The following is a 19,166-nucleotide window of genomic DNA, read 5'->3' on the forward strand; positions in this document are numbered from 1 at the left end:
AAGGGGTTGTGCCGGATGTCGATCTTGCGTGGAATGTCACAAGCCCCGACCAACCCACGGAGCCCCCCATGCGACAACGCACGCTCGGCGCGGTCCTCGCGATCACCGCGGTCACCGCCGTGCCCGCCGTCTCGGCGCACCCCGCCCAGGCCGCCCCGTCCCCCCACGTCACCGTGTCCGGCGGCGAGACCCAGCCGGTGTTCTCCCGCGCCGACGCCATCACCCAGACGGTGAACATCGAGGTCCCCGTCGACAGCGACCACGACGGCGTACGGGACCGGGTGCAGATGCGCATCATGCGTCCCAAGGAGACCGACCAGGGCCTCAAGGTCCCGACCATCGTCGAGCCCAGCCCGTACTGGGCCGGCGGCAACGACGTGCCGAACCACGACGTCGACATCGACGGCCTGAGCGCACGCGGCCTGCGGCAGAACCGGTCGGCCGACGTCCTCGCCGGCGCCTTCCCCGGCTACTACGACAACTACTTCCTGCCGCGCGGCTACGCCGTCGCCGACCTCGACAGCCTGGGCACCGGCGGCTCGACCGGCTGCCCGACCTCCGGCGCGCGCAACGAGCAGGCCGGGGCCCGCGCCGCCGTCGACTGGCTGACCGGCCGCGCCCGCGGCTGGGCCCCCGACGGCACGCCCGTCAAGGCGACCTGGTCGACCGGGAACGTCGGCATGATCGGTCAGTCCTACGACGGGACGCTGCCGAACATGGCGGCCGCGACGGGAGTACCGGGCCTGAAGGCGATCGTGCCGATCGCCGGGATCTCCTCCTGGTACGACTACTACCGCGCCAACGGCGGCGTCGTCGCGCCCGGCGGCTTCCAGGGCGAGGACCTGGACGTCCTGGCCAAGTACGTCTACACGCGGGCGGACCGGGAGATCTGCAAGCAGGTCATCGCCGACATCGAGGCGAGGCAGGACCGCGACACCGGCGACTACAGCCGGTTCTGGGACGAGCGGAACTACGTGCAGGACGCGCGGAAGGTGCGCGCCGCCGTGTTCGTCGTGCACGGCCTGAACGACTGGAACGTCAAGACCAAGCAGTCGGTGGAGTGGTGGAACGCACTCGCCCGCGCCGGCGTCCCCCGGAAGCTGTGGCTGCACCAGGCGAACCACAACACGCCGTTCCGCTGGCGGATCGAGGAGTGGCTGCGGCAGACGCACCACTGGTTCGACCACTGGCTGTACGGGATCGACAACGGCATCATGCAGGAGCCGCGCGTCGACATCGAACGGGCGCCGGGGCAGTGGGAACAGCACGCGGACTGGCCAGAGCCCGGCACGCGCACCGTCGACCTGCACCTGAACGCCTCCGGTGACCTGGCCGCCAGGCCCCAGAGCGGCGCGGCGCAGTCGATGGTCGACGCGGGCCGCACCCGGACGGCCGAGCAGCTCGCGGCCGACCCGGCCGCCTCTGACCCGAACCGCCTGATCTACCTGACGCCGGAGCTCACGAAGCCGGTACGGGTCGGCGGCACCCCGCGCATCTCGCTGCGCGCGTCCCTCGACGGCCGCTCTCCGTACCTCACCGCACTGCTGGTCGACTACGGCACCGACACGCGCCCGACCGGTGCGGTGGCGAGCACGGGCGAGCAGGTCTGCTACGGCGAGGGGGTGCCCGGCGACGACGGCTGCACCACCAGGACCGCGCACGTCACGGAGACCAAGCCGTTCAAGATCGTGACGCGGGGCTGGCTGGACGCCCGCAACCGGCACGACCCGGCCCGTACCGAGCCGGTCAAGGCCGGGAAGATGTACGACTTCACCTGGGACCTCCAGCCGAACGACTACGTCTTCAAGGCGGGCCACCGGCTGGGCGTCGTGGTGCTGTCCACCGACTACGACTACACGCTGCGCTATCCGGCCGGCACGAGGCTGAGCGTGCGGCCCGGAGTCAGCACGCTGCACCTGCCGGTCGCCCCGCGCTGAGACGACGAAGGGCGGGCGGCCTGACGCCGCCCGCCCTTCGCGGCCCGTTCAGGCGCCGAGATTGAAGGTGTCCGGGTCCGGGCCGGTGCGCTCGTCGCGGTTCAGGCCGGCGATGGCGGCCAGGTCGTCGTCGCTCAGCTCGAAGTCGAAGACCTCGATGTTCTCCCTGATGCGGGACGGCGTGACCGACTTGGGGATCACCACGTTGCCGATCTGGAGGTGCCAGCGCAGAATGACCTGCGCCGGAGTCTTGCCGTGCTCGGCCGCGATCCGGGCGATCGTGTCGTCCTTGAGCAGCTCGCCGCCACTGGCGAGCGGGCTCCACGCCTCCGTCGCGATCCCGTGCTCGGCGTGGAACGCCCGCAGGTCCTCCTGCTGGAGGTACGGGTGCAGCTCGATCTGGTTGAGGGCGGGGACGACGTCGGTCTCCTCGAACAGCCGCCGCAGGTGCGGGATCTGGAAGTTCGAGACGCCGATCGCCTTGGCGCGGCCCTCGTTGTAGACCTTCTCGAACGCCTTCCAGGTCTCGACGTAGGCGTCCTTGGCCGGCAGCGGCCAGTGGATGAGGTACAGGTCCACGTAGTCGAGCCCGAGCTTGTCGAGGCTCAGGTCGAACGCCCGCAGCGCGGCGTCGTACCCCTGGTCACCGTTCCACAGCTTCGTGGTGACGAACAGCTGCTCGCGGGGAACGCCGGCGGACGCGATGGCCTTGCCGACGCCCTCCTCGTTCTCGTACGCCGCCGCGGTGTCGATGCTGCGGTAGCCCGCCTCGATGGCGGTGCCGACCGCCGAGACGGCCTCCTCGTCGGGAACCTGCCAGACACCGAACCCCAGCTGCGGGATGGCGGCGCCGGTGTTCAGGGTGATGGTCGGGACGGTTGGCACAAGAGTCCTTCCGTGGTCGTCGGTGTTACGTCTCCGCAGGGTACGGGCCCGGCCGGAACGCGCCTCCGGCCAGGTCCGTTTTGCCGCCGAGGGGGCGGACCATCACGTGTTGCCCTCTATGTCGGTTCCTATTCCTCGCTCCCGGATGGCGACGAGGTCGTGCCGGGCCTCCGGCCCGGACGGCCGTTCGGCGCCTTCGACGACGAAGCCCGCGTCCGCGATCATGCGCAGGTCGTCGTCGCCGGCCTGGCCCTCGCTGGTGAGGTAGTCGCCGAGGAAGATCGAGTTCACGACGTGCAGCGCCAGCGGCTGCAGGGCGCGCAGGTGGATCTCCCGTCCGCCGGCCAGCCGCACCTCCACGTCGGGGAAGACCAGCCGGAACAGCGCGAGGATGCGCAGGCAGCGCAGCGGCGTCAGCTCCCACTTCCCGGCCAGCGGCGTCCCCTCGAACGGGATGAGGAAGTTCACCGGCACCGAGTCCGGGTTCAGCTCCCGCAGCGCGAACGCGACGTCGATGACGTCCTCGTCGCCCTCCCCCATCCCGAAGATCGCTCCCGAGCACGGCGACAGCCCGGCGGCCGCCGCCTCGTTGACCGTGTCCACCCGGTCCTGGAAACCGTGGGTCGTGCAGATGTCGCCGTACCGCTCGGCGCTGGTGTTGAGGTTGTGGTTGTAGGCGAACGCCCCCGCCTCGCGGAGCTGTTCGGCCTGGCCGGGCTTCAGCAGGCCGAGGCACACGCAGACCTCGACGTCGCGTGCGGCGATCTCCCGGACGGCCGCGCTGACCCGGTCGATGTCCCGCTGGGCGGGGCCGCGGCCACTGGCGACCAGGCAGACCCGGCGGGCGCCGCGCGCGACCGCCTTGTCGGCGGCGCGGACCATCTCCTCGGTCTCCTGCCAGGAGTACTTCAGGATGTCGGCGTCGGACCCCTTGCGCTGCGAACAGTAGAAGCAGTCCTCCGGGCACAGGCCGCTCTTCATGTTGACCAGGTAGTTCAGCTTCACCCGGTCGCCGAAGAACGCCCGCCGCACCCTCCCGACCGCCGCGATCAGTGCGAGCGTGCCCTCATCGGAGACGGCGAGCACCGTACGGGCCTCATCGCGGGTCAGCGCCTCCCGGCGCATCGCCTTGGCCACGATCGGATCCACGAGATCGTCCATGGGGGCGAGTCTGCCGTGTCCCGGTCGGGGCTCGGAGGAGCCACCGGCACAACAGGGCGGACCGTGGCTTGTAGGCGTGGTCCACTTGACGTGAGGGGCCCGGAGAAGCTCCGGACCGCCCGGCGGCGAAGCCGAACCGGCCCTGAGAACGCGGTGGAGCCTCGGACCGCCCGACGGCGGAGCGGACCGGCGGCGTCAGTGGCCCGGCGGGGCCTCGGACCGTGCGGCGGCGGAGCGGGCCGGTGGCCTCAGGAGGCCGCCGGCGCGGCGGCCGGGCTGCCGAGCAGCGGCACCTGTTCGCGGCGCTCGGCCGCCGCCTGCTCCTCGAGGGTGTTGTGGGGCGCCTGCCGGATGAGCCGCTTGGTCGCCGCCGCGGTCTCCGGCCGGACCTGCAGGATCGCCGCGACGAGGTCGGCGACCGCGGAGTCGAGCTCGGCGGCGGGCACCACCAGCTCGGCCAGGCCGAGCCGGGCGGCCTCCTCGGCGAAGACGGTGCGCGTCGTCAAGCAGAGCTCCAGTGCGCGCGGCACGCCGACGATGTCGACGAGCGGCTTGGTGCCGGTGAGGTCCGGGACGATGCCGAGCGCGGGCTCTTTCATGGCGAATTTCACGTCGTCGGCCACCACGCGCAGGTCGCAGGCGAGAGCGAGCTGGAAGCCACCGCCGATCGCGTGCCCCTGCACGGCGGCGATGGAGACGATGTCGGGGCGGCGCAGCCAGAGGTAACCGGCCTGGAGTCCGGCGATGAAGGCCTCGTCGCGGGGAGCGGAGGTGTCCTCGCCGGGCACTCCCTCGGGGCTGAAGAGACGCAGGTCGATGCCCGCGGAGAAGGACGGGCCGTCGCCGCGTACGACGACGACGCGGACGGTGTCGGGCAGCGCCTCGCCGATGCGGGCGAGCGTGTGCCAGGTGCTGAAGGTCAGGGCGTTGCGCCGCTCGGGCCGGGCAAGGCTGATCGTCGCCACGGCGCCGTCGACGTCGAGGCGCAGGCCTGCTCGCTGAAGCTCGGCAGGGTCGAGCGGTGAGTCCGCCATGACGCTCCTTCCACGCGTGCGTCGTGGCGGACGGGCCCGCCACCGTGCCCGACCTTAGCGGGTCGGGCACGGTGGCCTCTCATGCGGTCCGGCGCCGAGAGCTGGGGGGAGTAGCCGTCCGTCAGGACTTCTTACCGCGGGTCGCTCCGCCGCGTCCGCGCAGATTCACGCCGGACTCGGTGAGGATGCGGTGGATGAAGCCGTACGACCGTCCGGTTGCGGCAGCCAGGGCACGGATGCTCTCGCCGGAGTCGTAGCGCTTCTTCAACTGCTCCGCCAACTTATCTCGCTCGGCACCGGTCACGCGGGTGCCCTTCTTTAGGGTCTCGGCCACGAGTACCTCCCGTAGTGATGCGGTGACCGCTGCGTTATCCCCAGCCATGATCAGACATTCGCGCGCGATCGGCTACCCACTACGCCAGAAAAGATCTGCTTCGTTGTGTCAAGGTTGCGCTGCAGGTCAGGCAAGTGCCACGAGATCGGAAAATTCGTCACTCCAGATGTCCTCAACACCATCCGGAAGCAAGATCACTCTTTCCGGTTGCAGCGCCTCCACCGCACCCTCATCGTGAGTGACCAGAACGATCGCCCCGGCGTACGTCCGGAGGGCGGCCAGGATCTCCTCGCGGCTCGCCGGATCGAGGTTGTTCGTGGGCTCGTCGAGGAGCAGCACATTGGCGCTGGAGACGACGAGAGTGGCCAGCGCGAGGCGTGTCTTCTCGCCTCCGGACAGCACGCCGGCGGGCTTGTCGACGTCGTCTCCGGTGAACAGGAACGACCCCAGGATCTTGCGCGCCTCCGTCTCCGGGAGGTCGGGAGCGGCCGAGCGCATGTTCTCCAGGACCGTACGGTCGACGTCGAGGGTCTCGTGCTCCTGCGCGTAGTACCCCAGGCGCAGGCCGTGCCCGTCGACACGCTCGCCGGTATCGGGCTTTTCGACGCCCGCGAGCAGGCGCAGCAGGGTCGTCTTGCCCGCTCCGTTGAGCCCCAGGACGACGACCCGACTGCCCCTATCAACCGCTAGGTCGACATCCGTGAAGACTTCCAACGAACCGTACGATTTGGACAAAGCTCGTGCCATGAGCGGCGTTTTGCCACACGGAGCCGGCGCGGGGAACCGAATCCGGGCCACTTTGTCGGTCTGACGCTCGCCCTCGACCCCGGCCAGGAGGCGCTGCGCGCGGCGTTCCATCTGCTGGGCGGCCTTCGCCTTGGTCGCCTTCGCGCGCATCTTGTCGGCCTGGGCCTGCAGGGTGCCCGCCTGGCGCTCGGCGTTGGCGCGCTCGCGCCTGCGGCGCCGCTCGTCGGTCTCCCGCTGAGTGAGGTAGGTCTTCCAGCCGACGTTGTAGATGTCGATGACGCACCGGTTCGCATCGAGGTGGAAGACCTTGTTCACCACGGCGTCGAGCAGGCCGACGTCGTGACTGATCATGATCAGCCCGCCCTGGTGCGTCTTGAGGAAGTCGCGCAGCCAGGTGATCGAGTCGGCGTCCAGGTGGTTGGTGGGCTCGTCGAGCAGGAGCGTGTCGGCTCCGGAGAACAGGATGCGGGCCAGCTCCACCCTGCGGCGCTGGCCGCCGGACAGCGTCCGCAGCGGCTGGCCGAGCACCCGGTCCGGGAGGTTGAGGCTGGAGGCGATGGAGGCCGCCTCGGCGTCGGCGGCGTACCCGCCGAGCACGTGCAGCCGGTCCTCCAGGCGGCCGTATTTGCGGACCGCCTTGTCGCGTTCGGCGCCCTCGGCCGTCGCCATCTTCAGCTCGGCCTCGCGCATCTGGCTGATGACCTCGTCCAGGCCGCGCGCGGACAGGATGCGGTCGCGGGCGAGGACCTCGAGGTCGCCGGTGCGCGGGTCCTGGGGAAGGTAGCCGATCGTGCCGGACCGCGTCACCTCTCCGGCGGCGGGCAGACCCTCGCCTGCGAGCACCTTGGTGAGGGTGGTCTTGCCGGCGCCGTTGCGGCCGACCAGGCCGACGCGGTCGCCGGGGTTGACGCGGAACGAGGCTCCCTCGAGCAGCAGACGGGAGCCGGCGCGGAGTTCGATGTCACGGGCGGTGATCACAGTGGGAACGCTCCTGGGGGGCGGGCTGGGAGAGGCGGGACGACGAAAAGGGCGCCGCCCGGAGGCCCGATGGCCCGGCCGCGCCCTGGGAGCGCCTGATCAGCTCGCAAGCATGCCCCCAGTGTAGGGGACGCGGCCCATGGATCTTGACATCGTCGCGGGCGCGGCCCCACTCGGTGATCGCGAACGGCCCGACTCGGTGATCTTGAACACGTGTGGCGGCCGGGATCAGGGGAAGCGTCTACGGCGAAGCGGCTCGCCGACCCGGGCGGGCCGTGACCGAGGACGAGAGGAAGGCCCGTGATGCCGCAGGAACGCTCAAGGGAGGAGCTGGAGGAGGAGCTCCGGGTGGTCGAGGACGACATCGCGTCCGTGCGGCCGGCGGTGGAGGACCTGCGCCGGACGATCGGGCAGCAGGAGGACGGCCCCACCGACCCGGAGGAGCGGTCCGTCCAGCTGCAGAACGCCGAGGAGCAGGAGGCGATCCTCCAGCGGATGGAGGACAGGCGCGCGGACCTGCTGCGGCGGCTGGGCAAGGAGTGACCCCAGCTCGGAGTGCCCTCCGCCGGCCCCCCCTTTCCGGTCCGATCCAGGTACCCGAACGGGGAGTCTCCCCGTGGTCGCGCCTCCTCTCGGAGACGAGAGTGGACGTCGACCGTTCCGCCCCGCTTCCCCGCCCGAGGATGAGGTCCTGATGCGTCGTATCCAGATCAAGGTCAAGCGCCCGCGTCCGAATCCGGTCGTCGAGCTCGACCTGCGCACTCCCTCCGGCCGCCCGCTCCCGTACTGAGCTCTCTCCTCCCCGGCGCGCCGGCCGGGGACCGGCTCCCGGCCGTGTCCGGGGGTGATCCATTCGTGATCGACGGCGCGCAACCGCCGTGCCGCCGCCCGCGTCTGAGCGGGCATGCGTACGCTCACCCGGATCCTGGTGCCGCTCGTGGTGGCCGCGGCGGTGCTCGGGGTCGTGCGGCCGTCCTGGGCCTGCGGCTGCGGGGCGCTGATCACTTCGACGAACTCAGGGGTCGACGTCGCCGCGGAGACCTCGATCGTCCGCTATGACGGCTCGTCCGAGGAGATCGTCATGCGGCTGTCGGTGCGGTCCAGCGCCCGCGACGCCGCCTGGCTGATGCCGACCCCGTCCCGCGCCACGGTGACGCTCGGCGAGCGCGGGTGGTTCGACCAACTGGACCGGCTCACCGCGCCGAAGGTCGTCCGGCGCAGGCACTGGCTGCCGGATCTCGGCGGCGGAACCCGCGTGGCGGGCGCCCCGGCGCCGGCGGGCGGCCGGGTCGGTGTGCTCGCGCAGCAGCGTCTGGGCCCCTTCGAGGTGACGACGCTGTCGGCGGCCGATCCCCGCGCCCTCGCGGCGTGGCTCACGTCGCACGGCTACCACCTGAAGGGGCGCCTCGCTCAGGCGCTCGCACCGTACGTGGCGCGGCGGTGGACCTACACGGCGGTCCGGCTGGCTCCCCGCAGCGGTCCGCTCTCAGGAGAGCTCGACCCGTTGCGCATCAGGTTCGCCGCGGACGCCCCGGTCTACCCGATACGGCTGTCCCGGCTGGCGAGCACTCCCCAGGCCGTGCACCTGTACGTCCTCGCGCCGCACCGGGTCACCGTCCGCGGCCTGAGCCTGTTCACCACGTACGCGGGCCGGGTGCGCCCCGCGCAGGTCGCCTCTCCCGGGTTGCGCTCCCTCCTCGGCGGCGGCGCGTTCCTGACCGAGTTCGTACGCCAGGGGATCCCGCCGGCCGACTTCACCGACGACCTCGGCTTCACGTACACCGCCGACACGCCCTATCAGCAGGTCGAGTACGAGGAGGGCGGGCTGGTGACGTTCCTGGGCCTGCCCGCCGTCCTGTGGCTCCTCGCGGCGCCCGCGGCGGTGCTCGTGGCCCTGGTGGTGTTCCTCCTGACCCGGCGGCAGCGACGCCGGGCGCGGGGCGCGGTCCGACCTGTCCTTTGATCGACATCCCCGTCACCGTGGGTTTGGGAAAGGTCACACGGTGGGAGGATGCCGAGCATGTGGATCGCTCCCGAGCGCCGACGCGCGGGCCGGTGGATCGCACCGGCGCTCGCCGTGGCCGCCGGCGTGGCGATCGGCGCCACCGAGACCGCCCGAGGGCATGTGACGACGGGCCTGGTGGGCCTGGCCGTGCTCCTCGGCTACGGCGCGCTGCTGGCCTACCGGCGCGGCGAGTCGGTCCTCACCCTGCATGAGGCGTTCGGGCTCGGCCGGCGCTCCGGGATCCATCTGCGGGCCGCCGCCATGACCGGTGACGTGCTGGTCGGCGTGATCGTGGCGGCCATGCTGGTCCAGGCGCTGCGCGGCGCCCAGATCGGCCTGCTCGCCGGTCTCGCCGCCGTGGCAGGGGTGACCTACTTCCTGTCCGTCCTGATGCTGAACCGCACCTACTGAGCCCCCTGCGCACCGGCCGACCGGGCGGCGCTGAAGCCGACGGGGCGGCGCGCTGAAGCCGACTCGGATTCCGCCGGTTACGGAAGCCCCCCGGCCGCGGCAGGGGCCGCCCGTTATCACAATGGCGGCAATCGGTGAAATTCCCGATGAATACTGAGGTCAGCGGGGCGCCGAAGCCACGAGAACATCGCAGAATCGTTCCGTGACAGCTTTCGCCGCCGCCCCTGGCGGCCCGGAGTCCGCATTCGCGGGGCGTTCCCACGCCTCGCCTCTGGAGCGCGTCACCTTCCACCCGATCGTCGATCTCGACACCGGAACGGTCGTGGCCGTCGCCCCCTCGGTGCCCGGCCCATCGGTCCCCGATCCGGACGGAGAGGTGGACCGCGCGATCCACGCGGCGCGGGCCCTGTCCCGGTCGGAGACCATGCTCCCCCTCCAGCTCGTCCTCCGGATGAGCACCCTCGCCTACGACCGGCCGATGGAGCGGCTTCACCGGACGCTGGCGGACCTGGGCCGCCGTCCCGGCGGCGTCATCGTCTCGGTGACGGGCGGCCCGGCCGGAATGTCGCTCGACGAGGCCGCCGCCCGGCTCGGGGGGCTCCGCTCGGCCGGATACCTCCTCGCCCTGGAGGTGGGCGACCTGCCGACCCGGTTCGTCGCCGACATGGCGCCGACGGTCCTGATCCTCGACCCCGCGGTCACCCGGCGGGCCGCGGCGGACCCCCGGCGCGCCGCGATCGCGGAGGCGTTCGTCGCGCTGGGCCGCCGGACCGGCGGGCACGTGCTCGCTCCGGGCGTCGTCTCCGACGACCAGCTCACGAATCTGCGGGGACGCGGAGTCCGGCTGGCGCAGGGGCCGCTGCTGACCCCACGGCACTGGCGACCCGGCATGCCGGTGACCGTCCCGGTCGGCGCCCGCGACTCGGAGCGCGACCGGCTCGGCCCGCGCGTGACCGAGTTCATGATGCCGGCGACGGTGATGCCCGACACGGCCACCGCCGAAGAGGTGCTGTCGGTGTTCAACGCCCAACCGGCCACCAGCAGCGTCGTCCTCGTCGACCAGACCGAACGCCCCCGCCACACGGTCGACCGCACCCGTTTCCTGCTCCGGCTGGCCGGCGCGTACGGGCACGCCCTGCACGCCCACCGGCCTGCGGCGCGGCTGGCCGACCCGCCCCGGCCGGTGCCCAGGACCGTTCCCGCGATCGCGGCCCTGCGCGCGGCGGGCGATGACGCCGAGCGCGTCTACGACGATCTCGTGGTGATCGACGAGATCGGCCGCTGCCTCGGCATCGCGCGGGTCGGCGACCTCATCCGCAGCCTGGCCGCGCTCGACCACTGAGGCCCGGCCGCGGGGCCGCGGCGGTCGCGGATGCCCGGCCACAGGGCCGTGGCGGTCGAAAGGGCGCCCGGCCCCGGCACGTCGGGCGGGCCGCGCGGGTCAGCGCTCGAGGCGGGACTTGATGCGGGCCAGGGTGATGCGCATGCCCTGCCGGTTGACCTCGGCGCGCCCGTCCGCCGGGACCCCGGTGAAGACCCTGCCGAGGATCGAGGCGAACGCCGCTCCCCGGCCCTCCCGCCGCAGGTCCTCCCAGTGCTCGGTCAGCCGGGTCGAGCCGTCGCCGACCGGCTCGACCCGGTAGCCCCACACCGCCACGGGAACGCCGAAGGTCGTCACCCGGAACGCGAACGCCCGGCCCGGGACGGCCTCGACGACCCGGCAGTTCGTGAACCACACGCGGGCGCCGATCCGGTTGAACCCGATGAAGGTCAGGCCGGGGACCACCCGGCGGCCGCGTACCCGCACCGCGAAGACCTCCGGGCTCCATTCCCCCATCCGGCGCGGGTCGGCGACCGCCGCGTACACGCGCTCCGGCTCCGCGTCGATGACGACGCTCTCCTCGACCGTCCACTGGCGTCCCATCGGGCGATCATCTCCTACGGAGGTCAGCGCAGGTGGACGAAACGGTCCTGCCACGCGGCGAACCAGGCGGCGAACCAGGGCTCCCCCGCCGCCAGCGGCACGATGTAGGTGACTGTCTCGGCGTGGTAGCGGCGCTGGAAGTCCGGCGGCATCCGGTCCAGCGTCTGCACGTTGCTGACCCGGTCGGCGAGCTTCACGAGGATCGCCTCGCGGGGCGCGTCGCGCAGGCGCCGCAGGTAGGAGACCTTCGCGGCGCGCTTCGCGGCCTTGCCCTCCACCGGCGGCTTGGTGACCCAGTCCACCAGCTCCCCGACCTCCGGGCCGAACGCGGCCTCGACGTCGGCGAGCGTCGCGGCGGTGTCCTCGACCGTGTCGTGCAGCAGGGCCGTGACGAGCACGTCCGTGTCGGTGACGCCGGCACCGCGGACCAGCACTTCGAGGGCCTCGAACAGGTGCTCGGCGTACGGCGCGCCGGTGGGCCGCCGCTGCTCGCCGTGCCAGCGCAGCGCGGCCTCGGCGGCGCGGTCCAGGGTCGCCAGGTCGACGGGGTGCGGCGTCAGGGCGGCGCGAGCCTGCTCCCAGGTCCGCCAGTTCGTGAAGGTCTCCACGCTGCCTTCTCCTTCAGGTGGCCGGGCACCGTCACGAGGTCGTCTCGATCGTCCCCGGGCGTGCGCCGAACCGTACGGTCGCGGCATGATTGCACGGTGCGAAACCCGCCCGATGATCATGCCGTCGCGGTGTGGATATGGCCCAGGGCGCTCCCGCTGGCCTCGATCTTCGGACCTGCATGGGACGGCACGGAGGTCCGCGCGCGTTTCCTCACCCTGACCGGCCAGTGGCAGGCCCGCCATCCGGCGCCGTCGGCCGTCGGCGGGACGGGCGGGCCACGGCCCGGCCAGTGGATGTGGCATCCGCCCGCCCGCCGCATCTACGACTGCCACACGTACGAGGCCGGGGACGACTGGCTCGAGGTGGCGATCCGGATGGAGTCGATCGACTTCTACCCGGACCACTGCCGGATCGGGGCGAGCCTCACCATCGCCTGCCGCTGCGAGACCGCGCACCCCGGTCACCACACGATCGTGGAGACCTCGTGGCGCACCGGCGGGCCCGCCGGTGCGCTCGACGCGCTGACCGCGGTCCTGCGCTACACGGACCAGTGGATCGCCAACTCCCAGCAGCCGGCGGGCTGGCGCCGGCATGCCGGGTTGGACTGAACGGGCCTGGAGGCCGGAGGACTCAGACGTTGAAGCCGAGGGCGCGCAGCTGCTCGCGGCCGTCCTCGGTGATCTTGTCCGGGCCCCACGGCGGCAGCCACACCCAGTTGATCGTGACCTTCTCGACCAGGCCCTCCAGGGCGCTCGCCGTCTGGTCCTCGATCACGTCGGTGAGCGGGCAGGCCGCGCTCGTAAGCGTCATGTCGAGGACGACGACGTTGTCGTCGTCGATGTTGACGCCGTAGACCAGGCCCAGGTCGACCACGTTGATCCCGAGTTCGGGGTCGACGACGTCCCTCATCGCCTCGAGGACGTCGTCCTCGGCGACCTTCGTGTCGCTCATGCGTCGCTGCCTTCCATGGCTTTCGCGGTCGCGTCCTTCCACGCCATCCAGGCGAGCAGGGCGCACTTGATACGGGCGGGGTACTTCGACACCCCGGTGAAGGCGACGGCGTCCTCGAGGATGTCCTCGTCGGGCTCGACCTGCCCGCGCGACTGCATCAGCTTGAGGAACTCGTCGCCGGTCACCATCGCGTCCTTCACCGGCCTGCCGATGACGAGGTCGGTCATCACCGAGGCGCTGGCCTGGCTGATCGAACAGCCCATCGCGTCGTACGACACGTCGGCGACCTCGTCGCCCTCGAGCCGGACGCGCAGGGTCACCTCGTCACCGCAGGTCGGGTTCACATGGTGCACCTCGGCGTCGTACGGCTCCCGGAGGCCCTTGTGGTGAGGGTTCCGGTAGTGGTCCAGGATGATGTCCTGATACATCGACTCGAGCTGCATCTGCTTCCCTTCTCACAGCGGCCGATCGGGTGCAACGTCAGGCGCTGCCGAAGAATTTCTGCGTCTCCCGCAGTCCCTCGACCAGCGCGTCGACGTCGGCCGTGGTGTTGTAGAAGTACAGCGACGCGCGGGTGCTCGCGGTCACCCCGAAGCGCCGGTGCAGCGGGCGGGCGCAGTGATGACCGGCGCGCACGGCGATGCCGTGGGCGTCCAGCACCTGGCTGACGTCGTGCGGGTGGATCTCGCGGCCGTCCGGCCCCTCCAGGGTGAAGGAGATCGCGGTGCCGCGGTCCTCGGCCTCGGCGGGGCCGAGGATCCGCACGCCCTCGACCGCGGTGAGCGACTTGAGCGCGTACGCCAGCAGCTCGTTCTGCTGCGCCGCGATGTCGTCGATGCCCACGGCGTTCAGGTAGTCGATCGCGGCGCCGAGCCCGGCGGCCTCGGCGATCGGCATCGTGCCGGCCTCGAACTTGTGCGGCGGCGGCGCGAACGTGGAGCCCTCCATCGCCACCGTCTCGATCATCTCACCGCCGCCGAGGAACGGCGGCAGCGTCTCGAGCAGCTCGGCGCGGCCCCACAGCACCCCGATGCCCGTCGGCCCGCACAGCTTGTGCGCGGTGAACCCGTAGAAGTCGACGCCGAGCTCCTGGACGTTCACCCGCATGTGCGGCACGGCCTGCGCGCCGTCGGCGAGCACCAGCGCGCCGACCGCGTGCGCCTTGTCCGCGATGAGGCGGACCGGGTTGATCGTGCCGAGGACGTTCGACTGGTGCGCGACCGCGACGATCTTCGTGCGCTCGTTGATGAGCTCGTCGATGTCGCTCAGGTCGAGACGGCCGTCGTCGGTCACCCGGAACCAGCGGAGCGTCGCGCCGGTGCGCTGGGCGAGCAGCTGCCACGGCACGATGTTGGAGTGGTGCTCCATCTCGGTGATGACGATCTCGTCGCCCGGGCCGATGCGGAACCGCTCGGCCTCCGGGCCCGCCGTGGCCGCGTTGCCCATGGCGTAGGCGACGAGGTTGATGCCCTCGGAGATGTTCTTGGTGAACACCACCTCGGTCTCGCTGCCCGCGCCGATGAAGTTGGCGACCTTGATCCGGGCGCCTTCGTACGCCTCGGTCGCCTCTTCGCCGAGCTGGTGCGTGGCCCGGTGGATGTTCGCGTTGTGCCGGGCGTAGTAGTCCTCGATCGCGTCGATCACCTGGCGGGGCTTCTGCGAGGTGTTCGCGCTGTCGAGGTAGACCAGGGCCTTCCCGTCGCGGACGGTCCTGGTCAGGATCGGGAAGTCCGCCCGGATCCTCTCGACGTCGATGCTCACGCGGACGCGCCCGCCTTCGTGAACCGCTCGTAGCCCTCGTTCTCCAGCAGCTCGGCCAGCTCCGGGCCGCCCTCCTCGACGACGCGGCCGGCCGCGAAGACGTGCACGAAGTCCGGCTTCACGTAGCGGAGGATGCGGGTGTAGTGCGTGATCAGCAGCACGCCGGTCTCGCCGCCGGAGCGGAACCGGTTGACGCCCTCGGAGACGATCTTCAGCGCGTCGATGTCGAGGCCGGAGTCGGTCTCGTCGAGCACCGCGACCTTCGGCTTGAGCATCTCGAGCTGAAGGATCTCGTGGCGCTTCTTCTCACCGCCGGAGAAGCCCTCGTTCAGGTTGCGCTGCGCGAACGCCGGGTCGATCTGCAGCTCGGCCATTGCCGAGCGCATCTCCTTGGAGAACTCCCGCAGCTTCGGCGCCTCGCCGCGCACCGCGGTGACGGCCGTGCGCAGGAAGTTCGACACCGACACGCCCGGCACCTCGACCGGGTACTGCATCGCGAGGAACAGCCCGGCGCGGGCGCGCTCGTCGACGGCCATGTCCAGGACGCTCTCGCCGTCCAGGAGGACCTCGCCGCTCGTGACGGTGTACTTCGGGTGACCGGCGATGGCGTAGGCGAGGGTGGACTTGCCGGAGCCGTTCGGCCCCATGATGGCGTGGGTCTCGCCCGCCTTCACGGACAGGTCGACGCCCCGGAGGATCTCCTTGTCCTCGACGGAGACGTGCAGGTCGCGGATCTCAAGCGTGGCCATGGTGATTTCAGGACTCCTTGAGCGACACGTACACGTCGTCGCCCTCGATCTTCACTGGGTACGTGGGGACCGGCTGCGTGGCCGGCGGGTTGGTGGGCTTGCCGGTGCGCACGTCGAAGCACGAGCCGTGCAGCCAGCACTCGATGGTGCGGTCGTAGACCTCGCCCTCGCTGAGGGCGACCTCGGCGTGCGAGCACACGTCACGCAGCGCGTAGACCTCGCCGTCGGCGCGGACGACCGCCACGGGCGTGCCGTCGATCTCCACCGCGAGTGCGCCCTCGGCGGGCAGCTCGGACAGGGCGCAGGCGCGCGTGAAGCTCATCGGTCGATCTCCTCATCGATCGCGGCCATGACCCGCTCTTTCAGCTGCGGCACGTCGATCTTGTCGACGAGCTGGCCCAGGAATCCGCGGACGACCATCCGCCGGGCGGTGTCGTACGGGATGCCCCGTGCCTGAAGGTAGAACAGGTGCTGGTCGTCGAGGCGGCCGGACGCCGAGGCGTGCCCCGCGCCGGCGACCTCACCGGTGAGGATCTCGAGGTTCGGCACCGAGTCGACCCGCGTGCCGTCGGTGAGCACGAGGTTGCGGTTCAGCTCGTACGTGTCGGTGCCCTCGGCCTCGGCCCGGATGATCACGTCGCCGATCCAGACGGCGTGCGCGTCCTCGTCCTGCAGCGCGCCGCGGTAGTCGACGCGGCTGCGGCAGTTCGGCTGGGTGTGGTCGACGAGCAGGCGGTGCTCGAGGTGCTGGCCGCCGTCGACGAAGTAGAGGCCGTACAGCTCGGCGTCGCCGCCCGGCGCGTCGTACGCGACGGAGGGGGCGATGCGCACCACGTCGCCGCCCAGGCTGACGGTGAAGCTCTTGAACCGCGCGTCCCGGCCCAGCTTGGCGTGCTGATGCGACAGGTGGACGGCGTCCGGCGCCCAGTTCTGCAGGCTGAACACCGTGAGCGAGGCGCCGTCGCCGACGACGAACTCAATGTTGTCGGCGTAGGCGGCCGAGCCGATGTGATCGAGCACGACCGTGGCCTGCGCGAACGGCTCCAGGACGACGGTGGTGTGGCCGTAGGCGACGCCGCCTTCGCCGCGCAGCGTGAGGACGGTCGGCTCGGTCGCCACGACCTCCTTGCGCACGGTCACGACGGTCGCGTGGGCGAACGAGGCGTACGCCTGCGCGCTGACGCGGTCGGACGGGACGTACGCCTTGCCGACGCGCTCGTCGTCGCGGCCCACCGTCTCCACGGTGACCTCGGGCGCGGCGGACACCTCCACGATCACCTTGCCGTCGGCCGCCACGCCCTTGTGCAGGTCGCGCAGCCGGCGCAGCGGCGTGAAGCGCCACTCCTCCTCGCGCCCGGTCGGGACGGCGAAGTCGGCGACGTCGTACGACGCGTGCTCGTGGAGGGTGGACACCGGCTTGGTCTCGAGGCCCATCAGCCCACCGCTCCTTCCATCTGCAGCTCGATCAGGCGGTTCAGCTCGAGCGCGTACTCCATCGGCAGCTCGCGCGCGATCGGCTCGACGAAGCCGCGCACGATCATCGCCATCGCCTCGTCCTCGGTGAGGCCGCGGCTCATGAGGTAGAACAGCTGGTTCTCCGAGACCTTCGAGACCGTGGCCTCGTGGCCCATCTCGACGTCGTCCTCGCGGACGTCGACGTAGGGGTAGGTGTCGGAGCGGCTGATCTGGTCGACCAGCAGCGCGTCGCACTTGACGGTCGACTTGGAGTGCTCGGCGCCCTCCTGCACCTGGACCAGGCCGCGGTAGCTCGTACGGCCGCCGCCGCGCGCCACGGACTTGGAGATGATCGTCGAGGAGGTGTTCGGCGCGGCGTGCACCATCTTGGCGCCGGCGTCCTGGTGCTGGCCCTCACCGGCGAAGGCGATGGACAGCGTCTCGCCCTTGGCGTGCTCCCCCATGAGGTAGACCGCCGGGTACTTCATCGTCACCTTGGAGCCGATGTTGCCGTCGATCCACTCCATCGTGCCGCCCTCGTAGCAGACGGCGCGCTTCGTGACGAGGTTGTAGACGTTGTTCGACCAGTTCTGGATGGTCGTGTAGCGGCAGCGGGCGTTCTTCTTCACGACGATCTCGACGACCGCGGAGTGCAGCGAGTCGGACTTGTAGATCGGCGCGGTGCAGCCCTCGACGTAGTGGACGTACGCGCCCTCGTCGACGATGATCAGCGTCCGCTCGAACTGGCCCATGTTCTCGGTGTTGATCCGGAAGTAGGCCTGCAGCGGGATCTCGACGTGCACGCCCGGCGGCACGTAGATGAAGGACCCGCCCGACCACACGGCGGAGTTCAGCGCGGCGAACTTGTTGTCGCCCACCGGGATCACCGAGCCGAAGTACTCCTGGAAGATCTCCGGGTGCTCCTTGAGACCGGTGTCGGTGTCGAGGAAGATCACGCCCTGCTTCTCCAGGTCCTCGCGGATCTGGTGGTACACGACCTCGGACTCGTACTGGGCCGCGACGCCGGCGATCAGGCGCTGCTTCTCCGCCTCGGGGATGCCGAGCTTGTCGTAGGTGTTCTTGATGTCGGCCGGGAGCTCGTCCCACGACGCGGCCTGCTTCTCCGTCGACCGGACGAAGTACTTGATGTTGTCGAAGTCGATGTCGGAGAGGTCGGCGCCCCACGTCGGCATCGGCTTCTTGCCGAACAGGCGCAGGCCCTTCAGGCGAAGGTCGAGCATCCAGTCGGGCTCGTTCTTCTTCCCCGAGATGTCGCGGACGACCTCTTCGGACAGCCCGCGACGGGCCGAGGCGCCGGCCACGTCGGGGTCGGCCCAGCCGAACTTGTACTTGCCGAGCCCCTCGAGCTCGGGGTGGGCTGCCGTGGTCATACGGAGGTGCCTCCGGACTCCTGCTTGTCGAACTTGTCGGTCTTATCGGGTTTTTCAGTCAGTTCACGTGACGTCACGTGGGTCGTGCATATTCCATCGCCGTGCGCGATCGTGGCCAGCCGCTGCACGGGGACGCCGAGCAGCCGCCCGAACGCCGCCGTCTCCGCCTCGCACAACTGCGGAAACCGAGCCGCGACGTGCGCGACCGGGCAGTGGTGCTGGCAGAGCTGCTGCCCGCCCGCCGGCGCCGTGCTGGCCGAGGCGGCGTAGCCGTCGGTGGACAGCGCCTCCGCCAGGGCCCGGACCCGCTGCTGCGGCGGGACGGCCCGGATGGACGCGCCGTAGCGCGCCTCCAGGTCGCCCACCTGCCGCAGGGCGAACTCCACGACGGCCTCCTCGCCGAGCTTGTCGGCCAGGAACCGCAGGGCGTTGGCCGCCAGATCGTCGTAGGCGTGCACGAAGGCGCTGCGCCCGGCGTCGGTGATGGCGAACAGCTTCGCCGGGCGGCCGCGCCCGCGCCTCGACTGCGGACGGCTCCGCCGCTCCTCGATCATCTCCTCGGCGAGGAGGGTCTCGAGGTGACGGCGCACGGCCGCGGGCGTGAGCCCGAGCCGTTGTCCGAGCGCCGAGGCGCTGATGGGACCATGTTCAAGAATCAGCCGTGCCACTCGAGCGCGGGTCGTGCGCTCGGCGTGGTTCGGACCGAGCGCGGGCACACCGGCGGCCGCCGGGTCGCTGCTCGTCGTCTCGGTCACGTTTTTCACAACATCAGTGTGGCCTAATTACTTCCCCCGACACAAACGGATCCCGGTTATCTGGCTCACTTAGGTGAGC

The 19,166-nt window shown here is 71.0% G+C and carries 21 protein-coding genes; 6 read left to right on the forward strand and 15 right to left on the reverse strand.

The window, feature by feature from the left end; genetic code table 11:
* Nucleotides 1-68: 68 nt before the first annotated feature.
* Entirely contained in the window at nucleotides 69-1,937 is a 1,869-nt protein-coding gene (locus tag NE234_RS38620) for a Xaa-Pro dipeptidyl-peptidase (RefSeq protein ID WP_252785933.1), read from the forward strand.
* 48 nt (nucleotides 1,938-1,985) lie between these two features.
* On the opposite strand, the gene NE234_RS38625 is transcribed toward NE234_RS38620, so the two are convergent.
* From NE234_RS38625 to NE234_RS38645, 5 genes are all read right to left on the reverse strand, one after another.
* Complete coding sequence (locus tag NE234_RS38625) at nucleotides 1,986-2,822, reverse strand: aldo/keto reductase (RefSeq protein ID WP_252785934.1); 837 nt, start codon at nucleotides 2,820-2,822, stop codon at nucleotides 1,986-1,988.
* Nucleotides 2,823-2,924: 102 nt separating this feature from the next.
* Nucleotides 2,925-3,983 (reverse strand): biotin synthase BioB, encoded by a 1,059-nt coding sequence (bioB, locus tag NE234_RS38630; protein WP_252785935.1) that lies wholly within the window; start codon nucleotides 3,981-3,983, stop codon nucleotides 2,925-2,927.
* 248 nt (nucleotides 3,984-4,231) lie between these two features.
* The gene (locus tag NE234_RS38635) at nucleotides 4,232-5,017 is read right to left on the reverse strand and encodes an enoyl-CoA hydratase/isomerase family protein (RefSeq protein ID WP_252785936.1); all 786 of its coding nucleotides are present in this window, start codon (nucleotides 5,015-5,017) and stop codon (nucleotides 4,232-4,234) included.
* A 121-nt stretch (nucleotides 5,018-5,138) separates the two neighbouring features.
* Nucleotides 5,139-5,351 (reverse strand): helix-turn-helix domain-containing protein, encoded by a 213-nt coding sequence (locus NE234_RS38640; RefSeq protein WP_141961196.1) that lies wholly within the window; start codon nucleotides 5,349-5,351, stop codon nucleotides 5,139-5,141.
* A 126-nt stretch (nucleotides 5,352-5,477) separates the two neighbouring features.
* Nucleotides 5,478-7,076 carry an ABC-F family ATP-binding cassette domain-containing protein gene (locus NE234_RS38645; protein ID WP_252785937.1) on the reverse strand — a complete coding sequence of 533 codons (1,599 nt, stop codon included), beginning with the start codon at nucleotides 7,074-7,076 and terminating at the stop codon, nucleotides 5,478-5,480.
* A gap of 303 nt (nucleotides 7,077-7,379) precedes the next feature.
* On the opposite strand from NE234_RS38645, the gene NE234_RS38650 reads away from it, so the two are divergent.
* The 4 genes from NE234_RS38650 (at nucleotide 7,380) to NE234_RS38665 (ending at nucleotide 10,834) form a co-directional block, all read left to right on the forward strand.
* A complete protein-coding gene (locus tag NE234_RS38650) occupies nucleotides 7,380-7,619 on the forward strand; it encodes a hypothetical protein (protein WP_252785938.1) in 240 nt (79 codons plus the stop codon).
* A 361-nt stretch (nucleotides 7,620-7,980) separates the two neighbouring features.
* Nucleotides 7,981-9,039: a DUF2330 domain-containing protein gene (locus tag NE234_RS38655; RefSeq protein WP_252785939.1), complete on the forward strand. Its 1,059-nt coding sequence runs from the start codon at nucleotides 7,981-7,983 to the stop codon at nucleotides 9,037-9,039.
* 57 nt (nucleotides 9,040-9,096) lie between these two features.
* Entirely contained in the window at nucleotides 9,097-9,492 is a 396-nt protein-coding gene (locus NE234_RS38660) for an ABC transporter permease (RefSeq protein WP_252785940.1), read from the forward strand.
* 202 nt (nucleotides 9,493-9,694) lie between these two features.
* Nucleotides 9,695-10,834, forward strand: coding sequence for an EAL domain-containing protein (locus NE234_RS38665; RefSeq protein ID WP_252785941.1), 1,140 nt, complete (start codon nucleotides 9,695-9,697; stop codon nucleotides 10,832-10,834).
* Between the two features lie 99 nt (nucleotides 10,835-10,933).
* On the opposite strand, the gene NE234_RS38670 is transcribed toward NE234_RS38665, so the two are convergent.
* Together NE234_RS38670 and NE234_RS38675 are read right to left on the reverse strand one after the other, a co-directional pair.
* On the reverse strand, nucleotides 10,934-11,416 hold the full coding sequence (locus NE234_RS38670) for an SRPBCC family protein (protein WP_252785942.1): 483 nt from the start codon (nucleotides 11,414-11,416) through the stop codon (nucleotides 10,934-10,936).
* Nucleotides 11,417-11,439: 23 nt separating this feature from the next.
* Complete coding sequence (locus tag NE234_RS38675) at nucleotides 11,440-12,024, reverse strand: HD domain-containing protein (RefSeq protein WP_252785943.1); 585 nt, start codon at nucleotides 12,022-12,024, stop codon at nucleotides 11,440-11,442.
* 96 nt (nucleotides 12,025-12,120) lie between these two features.
* On the opposite strand from NE234_RS38675, the gene NE234_RS38680 reads away from it, so the two are divergent.
* Nucleotides 12,121-12,633, forward strand: a complete 513-nt coding sequence (locus NE234_RS38680) for a hypothetical protein (protein ID WP_252785944.1) — start codon at nucleotides 12,121-12,123, stop codon at nucleotides 12,631-12,633.
* A gap of 22 nt (nucleotides 12,634-12,655) precedes the next feature.
* Here NE234_RS38680 and NE234_RS38685 read toward each other — a convergent pair whose 3' ends face one another.
* From NE234_RS38685 to NE234_RS38720, 8 genes are read right to left on the reverse strand one after another with little or no spacing between them, the layout of a single operon-like run.
* The gene (locus tag NE234_RS38685) at nucleotides 12,656-12,976 is read right to left on the reverse strand and encodes a metal-sulfur cluster assembly factor (protein WP_252785945.1); all 321 of its coding nucleotides are present in this window, start codon (nucleotides 12,974-12,976) and stop codon (nucleotides 12,656-12,658) included.
* Nucleotides 12,973-13,419 carry a Fe-S cluster assembly sulfur transfer protein SufU gene (sufU, locus tag NE234_RS38690; RefSeq protein WP_252785946.1) on the reverse strand — a complete coding sequence of 149 codons (447 nt, stop codon included), beginning with the start codon at nucleotides 13,417-13,419 and terminating at the stop codon, nucleotides 12,973-12,975. Before sufU ends, NE234_RS38685 begins: the two co-directional genes overlap by 4 nt.
* 37 nt (nucleotides 13,420-13,456) lie before the next feature.
* Nucleotides 13,457-14,737 (reverse strand): cysteine desulfurase, encoded by a 1,281-nt coding sequence (locus NE234_RS38695; RefSeq protein WP_308206980.1) that lies wholly within the window; start codon nucleotides 14,735-14,737, stop codon nucleotides 13,457-13,459.
* Nucleotides 14,734-15,486 (reverse strand): Fe-S cluster assembly ATPase SufC, encoded by a 753-nt coding sequence (gene sufC, locus NE234_RS38700; RefSeq protein WP_252785947.1) that lies wholly within the window; start codon nucleotides 15,484-15,486, stop codon nucleotides 14,734-14,736. The genes NE234_RS38695 and sufC overlap by 4 nt, the downstream gene beginning before the upstream one ends.
* Nucleotides 15,487-15,493: 7 nt before the next feature.
* Nucleotides 15,494-15,808: a non-heme iron oxygenase ferredoxin subunit gene (locus NE234_RS38705; RefSeq protein ID WP_252785948.1), complete on the reverse strand. Its 315-nt coding sequence runs from the start codon at nucleotides 15,806-15,808 to the stop codon at nucleotides 15,494-15,496.
* On the reverse strand, nucleotides 15,805-16,920 hold the full coding sequence (gene sufD / locus NE234_RS38710) for a Fe-S cluster assembly protein SufD (protein WP_252785949.1): 1,116 nt from the start codon (nucleotides 16,918-16,920) through the stop codon (nucleotides 15,805-15,807). The genes NE234_RS38705 and sufD overlap by 4 nt, the downstream gene beginning before the upstream one ends.
* Nucleotides 16,920-18,332, reverse strand: a complete 1,413-nt coding sequence (gene sufB, locus NE234_RS38715; RefSeq protein WP_252785950.1) for a Fe-S cluster assembly protein SufB — start codon at nucleotides 18,330-18,332, stop codon at nucleotides 16,920-16,922. Before sufB ends, sufD begins: the two co-directional genes overlap by 1 nt.
* Nucleotides 18,329-19,096 (reverse strand): helix-turn-helix transcriptional regulator, encoded by a 768-nt coding sequence (locus tag NE234_RS38720; RefSeq protein WP_406567124.1) that lies wholly within the window; start codon nucleotides 19,094-19,096, stop codon nucleotides 18,329-18,331. The genes sufB and NE234_RS38720 overlap by 4 nt, the downstream gene beginning before the upstream one ends.
* Nucleotides 19,097-19,166: the final 70 nt, after the last annotated feature.

The sequence above is a fragment of the Actinoallomurus rhizosphaericola genome (assembly GCF_024055675.1).
GTDB lineage: Bacteria > Actinomycetota > Actinomycetes > Streptosporangiales > Streptosporangiaceae > Actinoallomurus > Actinoallomurus soli.